Annotated in this window: 13 protein-coding genes; all 13 read right to left on the reverse strand. The window is 70.9% G+C overall.

Features of this window, described 5'->3' with window-relative positions:
• Window positions 1-290: 290 nt before the first annotated feature.
• Complete coding sequence (locus ACGFYY_RS33365; RefSeq protein WP_352042314.1) at window positions 291-1,517, reverse strand: DivIVA domain-containing protein; 1,227 nt, start codon at window positions 1,515-1,517, stop codon at window positions 291-293.
• Window positions 1,518-1,599: 82 nt separating this feature from the next.
• The gene (locus ACGFYY_RS33370) at window positions 1,600-1,896 is read right to left on the reverse strand and encodes a YggT family protein (RefSeq protein ID WP_393715178.1); all 297 of its coding nucleotides are present in this window, start codon (window positions 1,894-1,896) and stop codon (window positions 1,600-1,602) included.
• 53 nt (window positions 1,897-1,949) lie between these two features.
• Window positions 1,950-2,567, reverse strand: coding sequence for a cell division protein SepF (locus tag ACGFYY_RS33375; RefSeq protein ID WP_365275270.1), 618 nt, complete (start codon window positions 2,565-2,567; stop codon window positions 1,950-1,952).
• 149 nt (window positions 2,568-2,716) lie between these two features.
• Complete coding sequence (locus tag ACGFYY_RS33380) at window positions 2,717-3,436, reverse strand: YggS family pyridoxal phosphate-dependent enzyme (RefSeq protein ID WP_393715181.1); 720 nt, start codon at window positions 3,434-3,436, stop codon at window positions 2,717-2,719.
• Window positions 3,423-4,190: a peptidoglycan editing factor PgeF gene (gene pgeF / locus ACGFYY_RS33385; protein ID WP_393715252.1), complete on the reverse strand. Its 768-nt coding sequence runs from the start codon at window positions 4,188-4,190 to the stop codon at window positions 3,423-3,425. Before pgeF ends, ACGFYY_RS33380 begins: the two co-directional genes overlap by 14 nt.
• 17 nt (window positions 4,191-4,207) lie before the next feature.
• The gene (ftsZ, locus tag ACGFYY_RS33390) at window positions 4,208-5,413 is read right to left on the reverse strand and encodes a cell division protein FtsZ (protein WP_052872570.1); all 1,206 of its coding nucleotides are present in this window, start codon (window positions 5,411-5,413) and stop codon (window positions 4,208-4,210) included.
• Window positions 5,414-5,692: 279 nt separating this feature from the next.
• Window positions 5,693-6,568, reverse strand: a complete 876-nt coding sequence (locus tag ACGFYY_RS33395; protein ID WP_393715183.1) for a cell division protein FtsQ/DivIB — start codon at window positions 6,566-6,568, stop codon at window positions 5,693-5,695.
• A 31-nt stretch (window positions 6,569-6,599) separates the two neighbouring features.
• Window positions 6,600-7,694, reverse strand: a complete 1,095-nt coding sequence (gene murG, locus ACGFYY_RS33400; RefSeq protein WP_327262056.1) for an undecaprenyldiphospho-muramoylpentapeptide beta-N-acetylglucosaminyltransferase — start codon at window positions 7,692-7,694, stop codon at window positions 6,600-6,602.
• A 6-nt stretch (window positions 7,695-7,700) separates the two neighbouring features.
• Window positions 7,701-9,062 carry a putative lipid II flippase FtsW gene (gene ftsW, locus ACGFYY_RS33405; protein ID WP_365275282.1) on the reverse strand — a complete coding sequence of 454 codons (1,362 nt, stop codon included), beginning with the start codon at window positions 9,060-9,062 and terminating at the stop codon, window positions 7,701-7,703.
• 70 nt (window positions 9,063-9,132) lie between these two features.
• On the reverse strand, window positions 9,133-10,632 hold the full coding sequence (murD, locus tag ACGFYY_RS33410) for a UDP-N-acetylmuramoyl-L-alanine--D-glutamate ligase (RefSeq protein ID WP_365275285.1): 1,500 nt from the start codon (window positions 10,630-10,632) through the stop codon (window positions 9,133-9,135).
• Window positions 10,614-11,684, reverse strand: a complete 1,071-nt coding sequence (mraY, locus tag ACGFYY_RS33415; protein ID WP_365275288.1) for a phospho-N-acetylmuramoyl-pentapeptide-transferase — start codon at window positions 11,682-11,684, stop codon at window positions 10,614-10,616. The genes murD and mraY overlap by 19 nt, the downstream gene beginning before the upstream one ends.
• Complete coding sequence (gene murF / locus ACGFYY_RS33420; protein ID WP_393715187.1) at window positions 11,681-13,111, reverse strand: UDP-N-acetylmuramoyl-tripeptide--D-alanyl-D-alanine ligase; 1,431 nt, start codon at window positions 13,109-13,111, stop codon at window positions 11,681-11,683. Before murF ends, mraY begins: the two co-directional genes overlap by 4 nt.
• Complete coding sequence (locus ACGFYY_RS33425) at window positions 13,108-14,844, reverse strand: UDP-N-acetylmuramoyl-L-alanyl-D-glutamate--2,6-diaminopimelate ligase (protein ID WP_393715189.1); 1,737 nt, start codon at window positions 14,842-14,844, stop codon at window positions 13,108-13,110. Before ACGFYY_RS33425 ends, murF begins: the two co-directional genes overlap by 4 nt.
• Window positions 14,845-14,865 lie beyond the last annotated feature (21 nt).

Raw genomic sequence — 14,865 nt, forward strand, 5'->3', positions numbered from 1 at the left:
GCCCGCCCCCCCCCCCCGGGCGGGCCCCCCCCCCCCCCCCACCCCCCCCCCCCCCCCGCCGGGTTTGGCGCCCCGACCACCGGACCGCACCCGGAAAACAAGGGCCCGGCCAGGGCAAGGGCACGGCCACCGGACCGCACCCGGACAACGAACCCGCACCGCCCGGCCAGGGCAACGGCACCGCCCGGCCAGGGCAAAGGTACGGGAACGGGCCGGGCCCGGTGCCCCCGTGGGGGAACCGGGCCCGGCCCGTAGAGCGCGGCTGCCGACCGCAGAATCGGCGGCGGCGCCTAGTTGTCGTCCTCGTCGATCAGGAAGCCCCGCATCGGCGACGGCGCCTGCATCGGCTGCGGTGCGGCCGGCCGCACCGGAGCCATCGGCTGGGTCATCGCCGGGGACATCTGCTGCTGGTTGCCGCCGTAGGACGGGGCACCCATCGGGGAGGGACCGCCCATGGGGGACGGGCCACCCATCGAGGGACCGCCCATGGAGTGGCCCATCGCACCGGCCGGAGCCATCGAGGGCGACGGCGACGGCGGCAGCGCGGGACCGGCCGGGTTCCGCGGCGGAGCCAGCGAGTCGTCGGCCTGGGTCTCCAGCTGGCGCAGCTGCGACTCCAGGTAGGACTTCAGACGCGTACGGTACTCACGCTCGAAGCCCCGCAGGTCCTCGACCTTGCGCTCCAGCGTGGCACGGGCGGACTCCAGGGAGCCCATCGCGACGCGGTGCTTCTCCTGCGCGTCCCGCTCCAGCGCGTCGGCCTTGGCGCGGGCGTCCCGCTCCAGGCCCTCGGCGCGCGACCGGGCCTCGCCGACGATCTTGTTGGCCTCGGAGCGGGCCTCCGCGATCGCCTGGTCGGCGGTCTGCTGCGCCAGCGACAGGACGCGGGCGGCGCTGTCGCCACCGGGGCCCTGCTGCGGGAGCTGCGGCTGCTGCTGGTGCATCGGCTGACCCATGGGCTGCATCTGCTGGCCCATCGGCTGCATCTGCTGGCCCATGGGCTGCATCTGCTGGCCGAGCGGGTTCTGGCCGCCCATCGACTGCTGCTGCTGCATGCCCTGGGGGCCGCCCATGGGCTGCTGCTGCATGCCCTGGGGTCCACCCATGGGGTGCTGCTGCATGGGACCGCCCATGGGGCCGCCCATCGGGCCGGGGCCCTGCTGGCCCTGGCCGCCGGGGCCCGGCGGAAGCTGCGGGGCGCCACCCGGAAGCTGCGGCGGGCCCATCTGCGGCTGCTGCTGCTGCGGCGGGCCGGATATGGCCGCGGGCACGGGGGCGCCGGGGCCGCGCTGGTCCTGGGGTTCCGGCTTGCGCATGCCCTGCTGCTGCTGGTTCTGCGCGGCGGCACGCGTGGCGGCTGCCAGCTTCGCGCGCAGGTCCTCGTTCTCGCGCAGCAGGCGCGTCAGTTCGGACTCGACCTCGTCGAGGAAGGCATCGACCTCGTCCTCGTCATAGCCTTCTCGGAGGCGGACGGTCGTGAACTGCTTGTTCCGCACGTCCTCGGGAGTCAGCGGCATGTCTTCTTCACCTCTACGTAGTCGTCGGCAGTCGGCAAGACCGTATCGGGACTGTCCCCGCGCGTGCGGGGGAGCTCATCGTTCACACGCTTCTCGCAGCGGTGCTCACGAAACTGATGAGGATGTAAACGATGATCATCAGAACGAAGAAGGACAGGTCGAGTGCCACGCCCCCGAGACGCAACGGCGGAATGACCCGCCGAAGAAGCTTGAGCGGTGGATCGGTGACAGTGTAGGTGGCCTCCAGAACGACCACCATCGCCTTGCCGGGTGTCCATGAACGTGCGAACTGGAACACGTAGTCCATGACCAGTCGGAAGATCAGCACGACGAGGAAGCACCCCAAGGCGAAGTAGATCACTTGCAGTGCGACACCCATCCCGCGCTTCCCTCTCCCCGTTCTGTTCCCGGCCCCGTGTCTGACGGATCGGTCTAGCTTTGGTTGAAGAACCCGCCCTCCGCGATGCGGGCCTTGTCCTCCGCCGTGACATCGACGTTAGCAGGCGACAGCAGGAACACCTTCTGTGTCACGCGTTCAATGCTGCCGTGCAGACCGAAGACGAGTCCGGCGGCGAAGTCCACGAGACGCTTCGCGTCCGTGTCGTCCATCTCCGTGAGATTCATGATCACCGGAGTGCCCTCACGGAAGTGTTCCCCGATGGTACGGGCCTCGTTGTAGGTCCGGGGGTGCAGCGTCGTGATGCGGTACGGCTCCCGCTCGGAGACGACCTTGGGCATGATCACGGGGGCGTTCTTCTCCAGGTTGGTGCGATCAGGTGTGATGGATGCCACGGGGGCGATTCGCGCAGGACGTCCGCTTTCCGCCGGAATTGGGATAGGTTCGCGCTGCGCCGGAGGCTGTGCCGCTCGTACCGGTTCGTCCGGTACGGGCGCTTGGTGCACGGGCTGCTGTCGGCGATCCCGCTCCCGAGCCCGTTCCATCTCCGGCTCGGGCTCGAACTCGTCGTCGGGGTCGTACCCCGGGTTGTCGTACCGGTCGTCCTCCACGAGGCCGAGGTAGACCGCCATCTTGCGCATCGCGCCGGCCATTCTCCGAGTCCTCCGCTCTGTGGTGGATCGCCCTGTCGCAGGTGCCGCCGTGTCACGAATGTCACCAACTGCCCGCGATCCACTAGGTCTGCCCGCCCATCAGCGGGAATGACCATATTTTCTGCTGTGGTCCGACTTTCTTCGCGACGTTACCCGAGCCGGGGTCTCGCGCCGAGTACCGCAGTGCCGACGCGTACATGTGTCGCACCGGCCGCCACGGCCTGTTCCAGGTCTGCGCTCATCCCGGCCGACACCATCGTGGCAGCCGGATGGTCCACGCGCATGCGGGATGACAATTCCACCAGCCGCTCGAAAGCGGCCTGTTCGCGTCCCGCGTAGTGGCCGGACAACGGAGCGACCGTCATCAGGCCGTCGATGCGCAGTCCCGGAGCCCCGGCGACGAGGTCCGCCAACTCCGCGAGCTGCTCCGGTGCCGCGCCGCCACGGGCCCCCCGCTCCCCCGACTCCGCGTCGAGAGCGATCTGCACGAGGCACCCGAGTTCCCGGCCGGCGTTCACCGCGGCCGCCGAGAGGGCGGTCACGAGTTTCGGTCGGTCGACCGACTGCACCACGTGCGCGTATCCCGCCACGGAACGGACTTTGTTCGTCTGCAACTGACCGACGAAGTGCCAGCTGAGGGGCAGATCCGCGCAAGCCGCGGCCTTGGGGGCGGCATCCTGGTCACGATTCTCCGCAACATGACGGACACCCAGGTCCGCCAGCAGTCGTACGTCGCTCGCGGGGTAGGTCTTGGTGACCACGATGAGCGTCACCTCGTCCCGTCCCCGCCCCGCCGCGGCGCAGGCGGACGAGATACGTTCCTCCACCCGCGCCAGGTTCTCGGCGAGCTCCGACTTACGATCCGTCATTCTTCTTTTCCCCCGGGGGTCCGGGGGTCTCCCCCCGGGAAAGCTCCGTCAACCAGACATATCCGGCAAGCCGGCCGGTCACCCGGTCGCGGCGGTACGAGAAGTGGTCCCGCGACTCCAGTGTGCAGACCGCGGATCGGCCGCCGTTCACCACCCCCGCCTCCACGAGCTGGGCGTGCACCCCGGCGACCACGTCCACGGCCGGTGTCCCCCAGCTCGTCTCCGCCCGGGCGGCGGGCACCGCCTCGGCCACCGCGTCCCGCATCTCGGCGGGCACTTCGTAGCAGTGTCCGCAGACCGCGGGTCCGGTACGGGCGAGGATCCGCCCGGGATCGGCCCCGAGGGCGACCATCGCCTCGACGGCGGCGGGTACCACCCCGGCGACCAGCCCCGGCCGCCCGGCGTGGGCGGCCGCCGCGACCCCGGCGACGGGGTCCGCCAGCAGGACCGGCGTGCAGTCGGCGGTGAGCACCGCGAGTGCGAGCCCCCGACGGGCGGTCACCACCGCGTCCACCGCGGGGATCTCCTCGTCCGGGCCCCAGGGCCCGTCCACCACCGCCACGTCCCGGCCGTGCACCTGCTTCATCCAGACCACCCGGTCCGGCGCCAGTCCCAGGGACTTCGCCGCCAGGGCCCGGTTCGCGAGAACGGCGGCCGGGTCGTCTCCGACCGCGCCGCCGAGATTGAGCTCCTCGTACGGAACGGCGCTCACTCCGCCCCACCGGTCGGTGAAGGCGAAGTGGGCGCCGCCCACGTGATGCTGCTCCGATGTCACTTCAAGAAGTCCGGGACATCCAGCTCCTCGGCCGGGCTGTCCTGGTACGGCCGAGCCGTGGGGACCTGCGGCGCGGGGGCCTGGACCTCGACCGGGGCCGCCTCGACCGGAGCCGGGGGCTCCTCGCGCGGGGTGACCGAGCCGAGTCCGCCGAAGGCCGGGCGGGCCGGCTCGGCGGCGCGGACCGGAGCCGGGGCCGGCTCCTCGCGCTTGGTGGACGCGGCGCCGATGACATTGTCCCGGCGGGCCGGGGGCTGTCCGCCGTCGAACCCGGCCGCGATGACGGTGACCCGTACCTCGTCGCCGAGCGCGTCGTCGATGACGGCGCCGAAGATGATGTTCGCCTCGGGGTGCGCGGCCTCGCTGACCAGCTGCGCGGCCTCGTTGATCTCGAAGAGACCGAGGTCCGAGCCACCGGAGATGGAGAGCAGCACGCCACGGGCGCCGTCGATGGACGCCTCGAGGAGCGGCGAGGAGATCGCCATCTCGGCGGCGGCCACCGCGCGGTCGTCGCCGCGGGCGGAGCCGATGCCCATCAGGGCCGAGCCGGCCTCGGACATCACGGACTTGACGTCGGCGAAGTCGAGGTTGATCAGACCCGGGGTGGTGATGAGGTCGGTGATGCCCTGGACGCCCGAGAGCAGGACCTGGTCGGCCGACTTGAAGGCGTCGAGCACGCTGACCTGGCGGTCCGAGATGGACAGCAATCGGTCGTTGGGGATGACGATGAGGGTGTCGACCTCTTCGCGGAGCTCGGCGATGCCGTCCTCCGCCTGGTTCGCGCGGCGCCGGCCCTCGAAGGTGAACGGTCGGGTGACCACACCGATCGTCAGGGCGCCCAGCGAGCGCGCGATGTTGGCGACGACAGGTGCGCCGCCCGTGCCGGTGCCGCCGCCCTCACCGGCGGTGACGAAGACCATGTCGGCCCCCTTGAGGACCTCCTCGATCTCCTCGCGGTGGTCCTCTGCCGCCTTGCGACCGACGGCCGGGTTGGCGCCGGCGCCGAGGCCACGGGTGAGTTCACGGCCGACGTCGAGCTTGACGTCGGCGTCGCTCATCAACAGCGCCTGCGCGTCCGTGTTGATGGCGATGAACTCGACGCCCTTGAGACCGACCTCGATCATTCGGTTGATGGCATTGACACCACCGCCGCCGACACCGATGACCTTGATGACTGCGAGGTAGTTCTGCGGTGCTGCCACGTCGAAGGCCTCTCGCCTCGAGTTACGTGTCGCCGCCTCGCGGGCCTGCGTTGCGACGACTGATGCCGAAATAGGGACGGTCCGAACGCGCCGACCCGAACCCTCACCCTGAAGTTTAGGGTTAGGGGTGTGCCTGTTCCTCGGACTCTTCCGAACAGGACACTAAGTCGACAAGTAGCGCGTGTTCAACGAACACGCCGAACCTCCCGTTTTTCTTTTCACCCTATGTGATCACCCGTATCGCTGGCCAACCAGGGTGCGCCGCTGTTGGACCGGACGTCAACTCCCGGACGCAGCAGGGGCGGTGGGGACGCTCACGTCGAAGCGCGCGGCCTTGGGAGCGGCTTTCAACAAAGCGTTCAAAGCACGCCCCTTCGCATCGCTCTGTTCACCGCTCCCCCACGTGACGGACCGACCGCCGGTGAGCTCCAGCACGACCGAATCGTAGGAACCCACCTTGACCTGCACGGTTTGCTTGGCGATCGGCTCCGGGAGGGCGCCCGCGACGAGTACGGCCTCGTGCAGCAGCCGTTCCTCGTCGAAGCGTCGGGCGCTCGGCGATCGACCGGCGTTCAATTCGAGGACCGGAACACCCGCGGGTGCTTTCGGAACCGTGTCGAATCGCACACCCGATGCGTCCACTTCCACGAAGTTGGCGTCCTTTTTGATGAGCAGGACGGGTTTGCGTTCCGTCACTTTCAGACCGATCCCGTGCGGCCAGGCACGCACCACATCGACCGAATCGATGCGGGGCAGCCGGCCGCGGACCCGGCCCTCGATCTCGTCGGTGTCGACGCTCACCAGGGGCGCGCCGACCGGGACGGCCGCGGCACCGAGGACCTGTTCGGCGGTGAGCACGTCCATGCCGGTGGCGGCGACCTTCTCCACGCGGAGCCAGGAGGACCCGTAGAGCACCCAGGTGCCGCCCGCGGCGAGCAGGACCGCCGTGGCGGCCACCAGGGCCAGCACGGGGCCCCGACGCAGGCGTACGCCGGGCTCCCGGGGGCCGGGCCCGCGCGCCGATTTCGGCGGCTCGGGAGCCTTGGAGCCCTTGGGGTCCTTCGGGGGCATGGGAGCGCCGGTGCCCTTGCGGGCAGCCGGGCCGGACCGATCAGAAAACGGTGTTCCGCGCCGCGCGGTCGTCCCTCCGGCCACTCCTGTGCCTCCTGCGTCTGCGCTACCCGCCTCAGCGGGACCTGTGGGCCGCGATCGCCTCGTACACCATGCCGACCAGGAGCTCGTCGGCGTCCCGGCGGCCGAACTCACCGGCGGCGCGGGACATCTCGTACAGGCGGTGCGGGTCGGACAGCACCGGGAGGATCTGGCCGAGCACCCAGTCGGGCGTCAGCTCCGCGTCGTCCACGAGCAGGCCGCCGCCCGCCTTGACCACCGGCTGGGCGTTGAGCCGCTGTTCACCGTTGCCGATCGGCAACGGGACGTAGGCGGCGGGGAGCCCGACGGCGGAGAGTTCGGCGACGGTCATCGCTCCCGCGCGGCACAGCATCATGTCGGCGGCGGCGTACGCGAGATCCATCCGGTCCACGTACGGTACCGGCACATACGGCGGCATCCCGGGCATGTTGTCGACACGCGGCAGTTCGTTCTTCGGCCCGACGGCGTGCAGGATCTGGATCCCGGAGCGCTGGAGGGTCGGCGCGACCTGCTGGATCGTCTCGTTGAGGCGGCGGGCGCCCTGCGAGCCGCCGGAGACCAGCAGCGTGGGCAGGTTGGGGTCCAGGCCGAAGGCGGCGCGCGCCTCCGGGCGGACGGCGGCCCGGTCGAGGGTGGAGATGGAGCGGCGCAGCGGGATGCCCACGTAGCGGGCGCCGCGCAGCTTGCTGTCGGGGGTGGAGACCGCGACGGCGTGCGCGTAGCGGGAGCCGATCTTATTGGCCAGTCCGGGCCGGGCGTTGGCCTCGTGGACGATGATCGGAACCCCGAGCCGCTTGGCCGCGAGGTAGCCGGGCAGGGCCACGTAGCCGCCGAAGCCGACGACGCAGTCGGCCTTGGTACGCAGCAGGATCTCCTCCGCGGCCTTGATGGTGCCGCGCAGGCGTCCGGGGACGGTGATCAGCTCCGGGGTCGGCTTGCGGGGCAGCGGTACGGCGGGGATCAGGCCCAGCTCGTAGCCGCGTTCCGGCACCAGGCGGGTTTCCAGTCCGCGCTCCGTGCCGAGGGCGGTGATGCCCACTGAAGGGTCCTGCCTGCGCAGGGCGTCCGCGAGGGCGAGCGCCGGCTCGATGTGGCCGGCGGTCCCCCCACCGGCGAGTACGACATGCACCGAAATTCACCGCTCTCCGGACGGACGCTTCTTGACGCGCCGTCTCATCGACTTCCATCTCACCCCGGTCCGCCACCGGCCGGTCTTCGGCCGGCGCATCGCGAGGGCCGCGCGCGCCGCCGGCTCCTCCCGCGCGAAGGCGATGAGCAGTCCGACCGCGAACATGGTCGGCAGCAGGGCCGACCCTCCGTAGGAGAACAGCGGGAGCGGGACCCCGGCGATCGGCAGCAGGCCGAGCACCGCACCGATGTTGATCACGGCCTGGGCCGTGATCCAGGTGGTCACGCCTCCCGCGGCAAACCGTACGAAGGAGTCCTCCGTGCGTCCGGCCACGCGGATACCCGCATAGCCTAGAGCCGCGAACAGGGCGAGAACCGACAGCGTCCCCGCCAGACCCAGTTCCTCCCCGGTGATGGCGAAGATGAAGTCGGTGTGGGCTTCGGGTAGTTGCCCCCATTTTTCCACACTTGCCCCCAGGCCCGAACCGAACCATCCGCCCGATGCGAGGGCGTAGATCCCGTGAACGGCCTGCCAGCAAAGGTCGTTCTTGCCCGGTTCTGTCGCACCGAGACACTCCAGCCGATCCATCCGGTGCGGGCTCGTCTTGATGAGCAGTGCGACGATCGCACCCGCGAAGACGAGCACCCCGACGAACATCCGGGTCGGGGCCCCGGCCAGCCAGAGCAGACCGAACAGGATGGCACCGAGGATCATCGCGGTGCCCATGTCCCCGCCCAGCATGATCAGCCCGAGCAGCAGGAAGGCCACCGGGACCAGCGGCACCAGCAGGTGCTTCCACTGGCTCAGCAGCCCCTTGTCGCCCTTGCGTGCCAGCAGGTCGGCGCCCCACAGGATCAGTGCCAGCTTGCCGAACTCACTGGGCTGCAACATGAACGGACCGCCAAGGGAGATCCAATTCTGGTTGCCGTTGATCGAGACGCCTATCCCCGGGACCTGGACCAGGACCATCAGGAAGAGCGTGCCGGCGAGCACCGGGTACGAGAGCGCGCGGTGCAGTTTGACCGGCATCCGGGAGGCGACCAGCAGGAGGACGCCGCCGATGACGGCGGCCAGGAACTGCTTCTTGAAGAAGTACGCGTCGCCGAGGCCGAGCTGGAGGGCCTTGATCATCGAGGCCGAGTACACCATCACCAGACCGAGCACGATGATGAGCAGGGAACTGCCGAAAATCAGGTAATAGGCGGTGAGCGGGCGGTCCCAGGCCTTCTGCAACTGCTGCTGCGTACGCCGGAACCGGGCCAGCGGCCCGCGCCCGGCGGGCCGCTTCGAACTCACCGCAGGGCGTTTGCGGCCCTGCGCCTTCACGGCGGACGGCCGCCGCCCCGGCAGCATCTGCTTGGCCGGCATCTGTGATCTTCCCCTCCACTCGTACGAGGCGAGCTGCCGGCCGGAGGGAACCTGTCCCGGAGCCCCCGGCCTAGGCCGTGTCCGCAGCGTTCTCGGCGGCCAGTTCGCGCACCGCGTCGGCGAATGCGTCCCCACGCTTGTTGTAGTTCGCGAACATGTCCATCGAGGCACAGGCAGGTGCCAACAGGACCGTGTCGCCGGGCTCGGCGAGCGCGGCGGCTTCCCGGACCGCCGCGAGCATCGCCCCAGTGTCGGTCCGGTCGAGGTCGACGACCGGGACCTCGGGGGCGTGTCGCGCCAGCGCCTCGGCGATGAGCGCCCGGTCGGCGCCGATCAGCACGGCGCCGCGCAGCCGCTTCGCGGCGTTCCGCACGAGCTCGTCGAAGGTCGCGCCCTTGGCGAGGCCGCCGGCGATCCAGACGACCGGTTCGAAGGCCGCGAGCGAGGCCTCGGCGGCGTGCGTGTTGGTGGCCTTGGAGTCGTCGATGTACGTGACCGAGTCGACCTCGTCCACGTACGCCACGCGGTGGGCGTCCGGACGGAAGTCGCGCAGCCCGTCACGGACGGCGCGTGCCTCCACTCCGAAGGCACGGGCCAGGGCCGCGGCGGCGAGCGCGTTGGCGATGTTGTGCGGGGCCGGCGGATTGACGTCCGCGACCTCGGCGAGCTCCTGGGCGTTCTTCTGCCGGTTCTCCACGAAGGCCCGGTCGACGAGGATGCCGTCGACGACGCCGAGCATGGAGGGGCCGGGGGCGCCGAGGGTGAAACCGATCGCCCGGCAGCCCTCTTCGACGTCGGCCTCCACGACCAGGTTCTCGGTGGCCGGGTCGGCGACGTTGTAGACGCAGGCGATCGTGTTGCCCTCGTAGATCCGGCCCTTGTCGGCGGCGTACGCCTCCATCGAGCCGTGCCAGTCGAGGTGGTCCGGGGCCAGGTTGAGCACGGCCGCCGAGTGGACGCGCAGCGAGGGCGCCCAGTGCAGCTGGTAGCTGGAGAGTTCGACGGCGAGCACGTCGTACTCCTGCTCGCCGAGCACCACGTCGATGATCGGGGTGCCGATGTTGCCGACGGCGGCGGTGCGCAGCCCCGCGGCCTTCAGGATCGACGCCAGCATCTGGGTGGTGGTGGTCTTGCCGTTGGTGCCGGTGATCGCGAGCCAGGGGGCGGGGGCCCGCGGGGGCTCGCCCGCGGCGGCCCGGCGCTCCTGGCCGATCTCGCGCAGCAGCCAGGCGATCTCGACGTCCCCGACCACGTCCACCCCGGCCGCGGCGGCGGCCTCGAACAGCGGGCTGTCGGGCTTCCAGCCCGGGGAGGTGACGACGAGTTCGGTGCCCTCGGGCAGTACCTCGCCCGCGTGTCCGCCGTCCGCCAACCGGCCGAGGCGCACGGTGATGCCCTGCGCCTGGAGTTCGGCGGCCCGGGCGCGGTGCGCGTCACCGTCGCCGTTGTCGACGACGGTCACCACTGCGCCGAGGCCGGCCAGGGCGCGGGCGGCACTGATGCCACTCACGCCCAGACCGGCGACGGTGATGTTCTTGTCCTGCCAGGACGTCACTTGTCGGCTGCCCATCCCGCGTAGAAGAGACCGAGACCAACGATCACGCACATGCCCTGGATGATCCAGAAGCGGACCACGACGAGTACCTCGGACCAGCCCTTGAGCTCGAAGTGGTGCTGCAGTGGCGCCATCCGGAAGACGCGCTTGCCGGTCATCTTGAACGAACCGACCTGGATGACGACCGACATCGTGATGAGCACGAACAGGCCGCCGAGGAGCGCCATCAGGAACTCCGTGCGGGAGCAGATGGCGAGGCCGGCGAGCGCGCCGCCGAGGGCGAGGGAGCCGGTGTCACCCATGAAGATCTTGGCGGGCGAGGTGTTCCACCACAGGAAGCCGAAGCAGGCGCCCATGAGGGCGGAGGCGACGACCGCGAGGTCGAGCGGGTCGCGCACCTCGAAGCAGGCGTTCGGGTTGGTGAGGTCCGCCGCGAACGCGCAGGACTCCTGGAACTGCCAGACGCCGATGAAGGTGTAGGCGCCGAAGACCATCACGGCGGCGCCGGTCGCGAGACCGTCCAGGCCGTCGGTGAGGTTCACGCCGTTGGACATCGCCAGGATCATGAACAGCGCCCAGACCACGAACAGCACCGGACCTATCGACCAGCCGAAGTCCGTGACGAACGACAGCCTGGTGGAGGCCGGGGTCAGCCCGCGCGCGTCCTTGAACTGCAGGGCCAGTACCGCGAAGGCGATACCGACGATCAGCTGGCCGGACATCTTCGCCTTGGCCCGCAGACCCAGCGAACGCCGCTTGACGATCTTGATGTAGTCGTCCAGGTACCCGACGAGGCCCATGCCCGCCATCAGGAACAGGACGAGCAGGCCCGAGAAGCTCGGTTCCGAGCCGGTGAGGACCTTCGTCAGGGCGTACGCGACGAGCGTCGCCAGGATGAAGGAGATACCGCCCATGGTGGGCGTGCCCTTCTTCCCGGCGTGACCGCGGGGGCCGTCGTCGCGGATGAACTGGCCGTAACCCTTGCGGGCCAGCAGCTTGATCAGCAGCGGGGTGCCCACGACGGTCAGGAACATGCCGATGACACCGGCGAACAGAATCTGCCTCATCGGTCGGCGACCTCGCCCTCGACGGTGCTGTCGAGAAGGCCCTGGGCCACCCGCTCCAGACCGGCCGACCTGGAAGCCTTCACCAGCACGACGTCACCCGGGCGCAGTTCACTGCGCAACAGGTCGACCGCCGCCTGCGCGTCGGACACGAGCACCGACTCCTCACCCCACGAACCCTCGTTATATGCGCCCAGTTGCAGCCAGGAGGCTTCCCTGCCCCCGACCGCGACGAGCTTGCTCACGTTGAGCCGGACGACAAGTCGTCCGACCGCGTCGTGCTCGGCGAGAGCGTCGTCTCCGAGCTCGGCCATCGGGCCGAGCACCGCCCACGTGCGTCCCCCGTCCGCCCTGCCGGCACCCCCCATCGCGGCGAGCGCGCGGAGTGCGGCCCGCATGGACTCCGGGTTCGCGTTGTAGGCGTCGTTGACGATCGTCACACCGTCCGCCCGCTCGGTGACCTCCATCCGCCACCGGGACAGCGTGCCCGCCCCGGAGAGCGCCGTGGCGATCTCCTGTGCGGACATGCCCAGTACATGGGCGACGGCGGCCGCGGCGAGCGCGTTCGACACGTGGTGCTCACCGTACAGCCGCAAGGTCACGTCGCTGCACCCGGTCGGTGTGTGCAGTGTGAAGGAAGCCTGCCCCCTGTCCGTCATGCGGACTTCGGTGGCCCGGATTTCGGCGTCCTCGGCCTCGCCGAAGAGGACCGTACGGGCCTTCGTGCGCCCGGCCATCGCACGAACCAGCAGGTCATCGGCGTTGAGGACGGCGACGCCGCCCTCGGCCTCGGCCGGCAGGGCCTCGACCAGCTCCCCCTTGGCCTGCGCGATCTGCTCGCGGCCGCCGAACTCGCCGATGTGGGCGGTGCCCACGTTGAGGACCAGACCGATCCGTGGGGGCGTCAGTCCGGTGAGGTAGCGGATGTGGCCGATGCCGCGGGCGCCCATCTCCAGGACCAGGTGCTGGGTGTCCTCGGTGACGCGCAGCGTCGTGATCGGCAGGCCGATCTCGTTGTTGAGGTTGCCGGGGGTCCACACGGTCGGCGCGTGGTGCTGCAGCACCTGCGCGATCAGGTCCTTGGTGGAGGTCTTGCCGGCGGATCCGGTGAGGGCCACGACGTCGGTGCCCAGGCGGGTGACCACGGCGCGGGCGAGTGCGCCGAGGGCGGCCACCACGTCGGGGACCACGATGGCCGGTACGCCGACGGGGCGGGTCGCGAGGACCCCCACGGCTCCGGCGGCCACGGCGCGTTCCGCGTAGTCGTGGCCGTCGACCCGCTCGCCGACGAAGGCGGCGAACAGGCTGCCCGGCCGGACCTCGCGGGAGTCGTAGACCACGGGGCCGGTGACCTGGACGGACGGATCCGGTATGTCGTGGGGCCGCCCGCCGGTGATGTCGGCGATCTCGGCGAGGGAAAGGGCGATCACTGGTTCACCTCGGCCTGTCGGACCTGGGTCGTTTCATCGAGCGCGGCGGTCCGGTCGAGCACGGCCTGGCGCTCGATCGCGGCGCGGAGCACCGTGCGGTCGTCGAAGGGGCGTACGACACCGGCGGTGTCCTGGCCCTGCTCGTGTCCCTTGCCGGCCACCAGCACGGTGTCACCGGGCCGGGCGCGGGCGACGGCGGCCGCGATGGCCGCGGCCCGGTCGGCGTCGACCAGGACGGTGCCCCGCTCGGCGGGCGGTACGGACACGGAGCCCTCGAACATCGCGGCGAGGATCGCGAGCGGGTCCTCGGAGCGCGGGTTGTCGGAGGTCAGGACGGCCACGTCGGCGAACCGGGCGGCCGCGGCCCCCATCGGGCCGCGCTTGGTGGTGTCGCGGTCGCCGCCGCAGCCGAGCACGATGTGCAGCCGGCCCTCGGTGACCTCGCGCAGTGCGCGCAGCACCGATTCCACGGCGTCCGTCTTGTGCGCGTAGTCGACGACGGCGAGGAACGGCTGTCCCGCGTCCACCCGCTCCAGCCGGCCGGGGACCCCGGGGACCGCGGCGACGCCGTCGGCGGCCGTCTGCGGGTCGATGCCGGCGGCGGCGAGCGTGACGATGGCGGCGACGGTGTTGGCGACGTTGAACGGGCCGGGCAGCGGCGCGGTGGCCCGTACGCGCTGTCCTTCGGGGCCCAGCAGGGTCAGGGTGGAGGTCGCCGGGCCGAAGACCACGTCCTCGGCACGCCAGTCGGCGGCCGGGTCGCCCGCGGCGGAGAAGGTGACGACCGGGATCGTCGTCTCCTTGGCCAGCCGGCGGCCGTACTCGTCGTCGAGGTTGACCACGCCCAGGCGGGCCCGGCGGGCGGTGAACAGCCCCGCCTTGGCCTGGAAGTAGTCCTCCATGTCGGAGTGGAACTCCATGTGTTCCGGGCTGAGGTTGTTGAAGACGGCGACGTCGAAGACGCAGCCGTCGACCCGGCCGAGCACCAGCGCGTGGCTGGAGACCTCCATGGCCACGGCCTCGACCCCGCGTTCGCGCATGACGGCGAAGAGGGCCTGGAGGTCGGTGGCCTCGGGGGTGGTCCGCTCGGACTTGATGCGCTCGTCGCCGATGCGCATCTCGACGGTGCCGACCAGTCCGGTGCTGCGGCCAGCCGCGCGCAGGCCGCCCTCGACGAGGTACGCCGTGGTGGTCTTGCCGGAGGTGCCGGTGATGCCGATCTGGAGCAGGTCCTCGCCGGGGCGCCCGTAGATGGCGGCGGCGAGTTCTCCCATCCGGCCGCGCGGGTCCTCGACCGTCAGGACCGGCAGGCCGGTCGCCGCGGCACGTTCCGCCCCCGCGGGGTCGGTGAGCACGGCCGCGGCGCCGAGGCCGGCCGCCTGGGCGGCGAAGTCGGCGCCGTGCGTCCTGGCTCCCTGCAGGGCCGCGTACAGGTCACCGGGGCGCACCGCACGGGAGTCGTGCGTGATGCCGGTGATCTGCGCCGCGCCGGGCGTCGGGATGCCCAGCAGGGTGGCCAGCTCGCCCAGCGGGCTCGGGCTGGCGGACGCGGGCCGGGGCGCTCCCGGCGGCGTTGCCGGGGCTTTCTGGGTCGTTCTGGGCTGATCAGCGTGGGGCACGGCGGTGAGCGTACCGGGCGCGGCGGGCCGCTCGCGAAGTGAGGCCCCGGCCTGGGCCTCGGCCTCGGCCCCGGCGGTCGTCGGGTTCCCGGGTTTCGGGGTGATGGTTGTCACTGAAGGTGCCTCACGCTTTTC

The organism is Streptomyces sp. NPDC048331 (assembly GCF_043201215.1).
In the GTDB taxonomy this organism is placed as follows: domain Bacteria; phylum Actinomycetota; class Actinomycetes; order Streptomycetales; family Streptomycetaceae; genus Streptomyces.